This window comes from Pedobacter sp. (assembly GCF_041662865.1).
GTDB lineage: Bacteria > Bacteroidota > Bacteroidia > Sphingobacteriales > Sphingobacteriaceae > Pedobacter.
The window spans coordinates 1-5,308 of record NZ_JBAZRL010000090.1 but is presented as its reverse complement, the minus strand read 5'-3'; the positions used below and the strand labels follow the sequence as shown (position 1 = coordinate 5,308).

5 protein-coding genes and 1 tRNA gene are annotated in these 5,308 nt (G+C 35.5%); 5 read left to right on the top strand and 1 reads right to left on the bottom strand.

The genetic code is table 11. The features are described from left to right. The first annotated feature begins 191 nt into the window (after positions 1-191). From WC622_RS16285 to WC622_RS16265, 5 genes are read left to right on the top strand one after another with little or no spacing between them, the layout of a single operon-like run. On the top strand, positions 192-932 hold the full coding sequence (locus WC622_RS16285) for a hypothetical protein (RefSeq protein WP_372820750.1): 741 nt from the start codon (positions 192-194) through the stop codon (positions 930-932). Between the two features lie 23 nt (positions 933-955). Next, the gene (locus tag WC622_RS16280) at positions 956-2,272 is read left to right on the top strand and encodes an OmpA family protein (RefSeq protein WP_372820749.1); all 1,317 of its coding nucleotides are present in this window, start codon (positions 956-958) and stop codon (positions 2,270-2,272) included. 17 nt (positions 2,273-2,289) lie between these two features. Beyond that, positions 2,290-3,816, top strand: a complete 1,527-nt coding sequence (locus WC622_RS16275; RefSeq protein ID WP_372820748.1) for a hypothetical protein — start codon at positions 2,290-2,292, stop codon at positions 3,814-3,816. A 3-nt stretch (positions 3,817-3,819) separates the two neighbouring features. Further along, the gene (locus WC622_RS16270; protein ID WP_372820747.1) at positions 3,820-4,368 is read left to right on the top strand and encodes a hypothetical protein; all 549 of its coding nucleotides are present in this window, start codon (positions 3,820-3,822) and stop codon (positions 4,366-4,368) included. A 28-nt stretch (positions 4,369-4,396) separates the two neighbouring features. Further along, positions 4,397-4,984 carry a DUF4082 domain-containing protein gene (locus WC622_RS16265; protein ID WP_372820746.1) on the top strand — a complete coding sequence of 196 codons (588 nt, stop codon included), beginning with the start codon at positions 4,397-4,399 and terminating at the stop codon, positions 4,982-4,984. A 230-nt stretch (positions 4,985-5,214) separates the two neighbouring features. On the opposite strand, the gene WC622_RS16260 is transcribed toward WC622_RS16265, so the two are convergent. Then, positions 5,215-5,298, bottom strand: a tRNA-Leu gene (locus WC622_RS16260). Positions 5,299-5,308: the final 10 nt, after the last annotated feature.

Here is a 5,308-nt window from a genome sequence, read left to right as displayed (position 1 = left end):
GTACCTACCTGGGCTTATCAAGAGAACATGGCTCAATTTTTATGAGCATCGAGAAAATAGAAAAAGTAGATTTCTGCTTTAATGGTGCTGGATTTAAAGATTTTAAAGAAATGTAGAACATAAAATATCAATGACGCAATTACCCGCTCTATGTAATTAAAAAAATTCTTTTATAACCTAAACCATATGTCATGAAAAAGTTAATCATCTCGTTAATATTATTTGCTTCCACTAGCTATATCGCTAATGCACAAAATTGCGACTGCAATCCAAATGGTTTTAATCCATTTGTTTTCAGCTATGCCAAAACTAGCCAAACCGTTAGGGATGGGCATCAGTTTAGCGTAAAATGCAAAACTCCATTTACTTTAAACGGTGGTTATAAATGTAATTACAGCACGCAAATTTGTGAGGTTAAACTCCGTGCTACGCTAAAAAATGATGCAGGTGTAATCATTAAAAATTATGCAAATTTCACCTTCCCGCTTGAACATGAATTTGAAAACGGAGGAAATTATGTTTTAGAGATTTTTCCTATTTGCGGTGGTAAAAAATGCCCAAGTGTTAAATTTTACTTTGGTGTAAGTTGCGAAGATGTTGCTGATTGTAAATGTAACAAAGCAGGTTGGGATCAAATTTATGCATCCGTAGATAATATTTCGAAACAAATTGCTTGTAATGCTACTATAGATTTAAAAGTAGGACAGCCTTTTGCACTTAAAGGTGGCTACAAATGTGAGGGCAATTGCAATGCTGTTTTAAATGCAAAACTAATCAATTTGGGCACAGGCAGAGTTCAAAACTTCCCCAATTTTAAAATGGATGGCGTAAATTCTCCATTTCCCACTGCAGGCAAATATAAACTGGTAATTAATCCGCTTTGCGGTGATAAAAAATGCCCTCCATGCACCCTTTTTATTAACGTACAATAGTCTACATCAAAATTTTATTAATCATGAAAGCTCAACTATTTTTAATATTGCTGTTTATTTGTGGCATTTGTAAAGCGCAAATAAATACCAAAGAAATTAAACGTAATGCCGAAGGGCGGGTAAATGAAACCTTAAATAAAGGCGTTAATGCAGGTATTGATCAGCTCGAAAAAGGAATTGGTGGTTTGTTTAAAGGCAAAAAGAACAAAACCGCAACCAAGGCAGATACTGTAAGAAACCAAGCAGCTGAAACTGCACAAAGCGAACCTGTAGGCGAAACACCACAACAAAACTCAGACATTTTAAGAAAATTTGATTTTGTGCAGGGCGATAAAATTTTGGTTCTTGAGAATTTCGAACAAGATAACTTAGGAGATTTCCCGGCCAAATGGAGCACAAATAGCGGAGGAGAAATTGTAGAACTTAATGGCGAAAAATGGCTTAATATTGGCAAAAACGGTGTATTCTTACCGCAGTTCATTAATAATTTACCCGATAATTTCACTTTTGAATTTGATGTAACCTGTAGTGCAAACTTCAACTTTTACAGCAATCCCTTAAGTTTTTCTATTGCAGAATTGGCTAAACCAAGTACCGATTACGTGAAATGGAAACAGTTTAACAGGTTGGGCAGAAACGGTATTGAAGTAGGCATCCACCCAAAATCGGTATCCACTTCAAACAGCAAAGGCACAACCAACTATCAAATTTACAGCAATGGCAATTATGGCGATAAGAATAAAGCCATGCAAAATGAATTCATCAGCGATGTAAAAGCATCGGTACATGTGAGTGTTTGGCGACAAAAAAATCGTTTACGTATTTACCTCAATCAAGAAAAAGTATGGGATTTACCCAATGCTTTTGTTGATGGTAAAAAGTACAACAGCATTGTCTTTCAAACTGGAAACTTTAAAAAAGAAGAAGACAAATATTACATCAATAATTTAAGGTTGGCCGTTGGCGATCCAGATACGCGTCATAAACTCATTAACGAAGGCAAGTTTGTTTCATCAGGTATTTTATTTGATGTGAACTCGGCAACTATCAAGCTCGAATCTTATGGTTTAATTAAATCTATCGCTTTGATTTTACAAGAAAATCCGTCAGTTAAAATTAAAATAATTGGCCATACAGATAGCGATGGCGAAGAAAAAACTAACCTCAAACTATCTAAACAACGTGCCGAAGCTTTAAAGAAAATGTTAAACACTGAATTTGATATCGAAGCCGTCAGAATGCAAACCGATGGCAAAGGCGAAAGCGCACCTGCAATGCCAAATAACAGTGAGATTAATAAAGCCAACAACCGCAGGGTTGAGTTCATCAAAATTAAATAATACTAAAACTAAATACTATGAAAAAATTATTGTTTCTTCTTTTAATCACGCCAATTATCGGCTTTGCACAGCTAAGATCTGGGCGGTATTTTATTAAGCTCATGCACAATGGTAAAAACATTCAATATAATCCTAGTTTAACCTTAATGTTAGCTAATGGCTGTGCCGATTTTAATTGCCCCAGTCAATTTTTTGATCTTACAATGGTTGCAGGTTCTCCAAAAATATATACTATAAAAAATACGCAATCAGGTAAATTTTTAACCTTTAGCGAAGATGAATATGGTAATGTTATCCCAGGATTAACATTACAAACGGCAAAAACCAGTAGCCTGAATAGACGTTTCCAACAATTCTTAATTAATAGCGATAAGGATGGTATTTACAGCATACACCCAAGAAGAACTACAGGAATAATGGAACTTTTTATTGCAACTGAACTGCGAGATATAAATAGTGGAGGAACTATAATTGGTTTAGAATATAAAACTCCCGACCGCAACCCAGCCAATTATAACGTTTTTACTAATGTAATTTGGAATTTTATACCAATTCCCATTGGTACAATAAGTAGAACTACTACATCTACACCTGTTGTTGCTGATCGTTCGCAAAGTAGTTCCTCAGTTGTGGTTACACCGCCAAACAACAACAAATTAGATATCGATATAAGAACTGGAGGAGATAATTTAGAACAAAGAGATCATCAAGAAAATCCAGAAATAATTATTGAAATAAATGGACAGCAAAGTATAGTAGCTAGCAACATCAATAGCGGCCAAACTTGGGTTAACAATTCGTTGCATAGAATTTCAATTCCAATGCCTGCAGCAGTTACTGTCGAAGATTTAAAGAGCATTACAATTAAACGGAAAATAAAACGATGGAATAATGATGCAATGATATCTTCTGATAATTGGACAGTTTCAAATGTAACTGTAGTAGCTAATTTGGGTAATAAACGAACAACTCTTGCAAATTACACCTCTGCCAGGCCTCATACTAAAGTATTTAGATTTAAGGCAATCCCTAGCAGGGATGAAAATGAAACTGGTGATAAGAATAGTGTGTATGGATGGGGCACTGAAGTTAATTTAGCTCTGTCTCAGGTACCAACCGTAGCACCCCCACCAGCGAGAGCTACAACAGTAGTTAATCCAATAATTAAAATAGAAACGCTAACTGGCGGAGATGATTTACGCGGCGGAAATGACAATCTTAATGTATTAATCAGGTTGAAAATTAGACCAGTGAGAAACATTTCTTTAAACAACATCAACAACCGCCAAAGCTGGGGCAATTTTACCGAACATACCGTAACCAGACCTATTTCTGGACTACCATTTACTTTTGATGATATTGAAGATGTTGTACTAAGGCACACCGGTGGTGGAGGCACTGGAGCTGATAATTGGTATTTGGACAAGCTTAAAATTACCTTAACCATGGCTGGCGAAACTAGAGTTTTAGTAGATCAGGTAAGTAATCCAGTTCATTATTTTAAAGGTGATAGTCGCTCGAAAACATTTCAAATTATTAGATAAAAAATGATGAAAAAATTATTAATGATAACTATGCTTTTGATAAGTGGGTTATACAGTGCCAATGCGCAAAAAGGCAAAAAAACTGATGTAGTTGTTAATCCGAATGTCCCAGCTTCTAGAGCTTTACCAGATTTAACTTTTGATCTTGTACCTGTAGTGGTAACTGGTGGTTCAGGCGTAGAAAAAGTTCAAGGCACAAAAACTAGCATAAAAATGGGCATCAATTTTATTGTAAAAGACATAGGAATGTTAAACGCCAAACCAAGCATGGTATATGCAGAATATAGCTTTATGGGCACTCAAAGAGTAGGTAATGATATTCGTGAAACCATGATACACAGACAATCTGAGCAAGTGCCAATATCAGCCATAGCAATGGGAAAAGATGAATTGGTAAAGCAGATATTTATATTTAGAAACACGCCTGAAAATGCCTATGGCAAAGAGATAAAATTGAGGTTAGTTATTGTTCCTACAGGTGTTAGCAGTCAGAATGAGCTATCAAAAACCAATAATTCTTCTGCTGAGATAATGCTTACTCTGGAGCCATAATATTTGACCTAGTTTTAAGCATAAAGTCATGAAAAAGGCGTACCTAACATTAATAATCGCTTACCTACTTTCTGGTTGTACTGTTCTAAAAAATGGCATCAGCTATAATGGAGAAGAAGGGATTTTTGCTAAATCATTTAATCAATACCCTACCGAATATAGAATGGTTGAAGATGGCGAACCAAATTTTGAATTAGGTATCGAATTTAAACCACACAAAAATGGACGTATTAGAGGTATCCGCATTAAAAACCCTCAAACCGGTAATTTACGAATATCCCTTTGGGATGCTGATGAGAAAAGACTGCTCAATACTTACACCTATAACAATGGTAATCCGAATAAATATAACTTTGGCTATTTTCAAATTCCGGTAAAAGCGAATAAAACTTATTGTTTAACCATTAATGTTAGGCAATATTATTACCATGTTTTAACATTCGATAGGTTGCCTTTAAACTTACAAGAGATAAGCCTAACCAATAGCGTTTATGCCGAAGGAAAATACCAACGTTATCCCGAATTTAAAATAGACAATATTTTACACGGCCTAATTGATTTAGATTTTGAATGGGAAGTAGGAAAGAAAATTACGAACAACATTAACCTCCACTAAATTGATAAAAAATGAAAATAATAAGTATTATTTCATTTTTCTATACTAACATGAATTAGAGGTCATGATTAACTATTTTAACATATGAAAAATAGTTCTAAACTAATCTGCTGTTCCCTCCTTACCAGACTGGACCACTAGCAGGAATACTTTGAACAAGGTTGAGATAGCTAAAAACAATGATTTTGACATAAAAAACCGGACTTTGAAGAGTTCAAAGTCCGGTGAAGTACCCGAGAGCAGATTCGAACTGCCACGCCGTTGCCAGCACCAGCCCCTCAAGCTGGCGCGTCTACCAATTTCGCCACCCGGGTATACTTCCGC

Coding starts and splice junctions, on each gene's coding strand:
- WC622_RS16285 (WP_372820750.1), top strand. CDS start 192: ATGAAAAAGTTAATCATCTCGTTAATATTATTTGCTTCCACTAGCTAT.
- WC622_RS16280 (WP_372820749.1), top strand. CDS start 956: ATGAAAGCTCAACTATTTTTAATATTGCTGTTTATTTGTGGCATTTGT.
- WC622_RS16275 (WP_372820748.1), top strand. CDS start 2,290: ATGAAAAAATTATTGTTTCTTCTTTTAATCACGCCAATTATCGGCTTT.
- WC622_RS16270 (WP_372820747.1), top strand. CDS start 3,820: ATGATGAAAAAATTATTAATGATAACTATGCTTTTGATAAGTGGGTTA.
- WC622_RS16265 (WP_372820746.1), top strand. CDS start 4,397: ATGAAAAAGGCGTACCTAACATTAATAATCGCTTACCTACTTTCTGGT.